Origin of the sequence: Pseudomonas sp. 2822-15 (assembly GCF_002742515.1) — a bacterium.
Taxonomy (GTDB): Bacteria; Pseudomonadota; Gammaproteobacteria; order Pseudomonadales; family Pseudomonadaceae; genus Aquipseudomonas; species Aquipseudomonas salomonii.
Map to the genome: position 1 here is coordinate 1 of NZ_LJRY01000461.1, position 284 is coordinate 284.

A 284-nucleotide genomic window follows, 5' to 3' on the forward strand; every position below is an offset into this window, starting at 1 on the left:
GTACATTATCCAGAGAAAAGAAACTTTATTACTAAGATTATTTACTATTGTTTTCATACATCGGTTATCGTTGGATTTGAGTATTATGCTGTAAAATACACAAATTTGATCAAATATCCTAAATGGAGATGGTACTGGAGTTTTATAACTATTTTGTGTACTTATTTCTTATCTAGATTGTATTACCGCTGGTTTTTTAAAGAGAATAGAAGTCAGTCGTAAGGAAAGTAACCTCTACATTAAAAGGAGAATTAAAAGTGGATAGTACTTCCTCTACTAAAAAC

1 protein-coding gene is annotated in these 284 nt (G+C 29.2%); it reads left to right on the plus strand.

What is annotated here, in order from left to right; all coding sequences use genetic code 11:
- Window positions 1–222 (plus strand): CBO0543 family protein (locus tag AOA59_RS33765; protein ID WP_371919107.1); only part of this gene is annotated, 222 nt, incomplete at its 5' end.
- Window positions 223–284 lie beyond the last annotated feature (62 nt).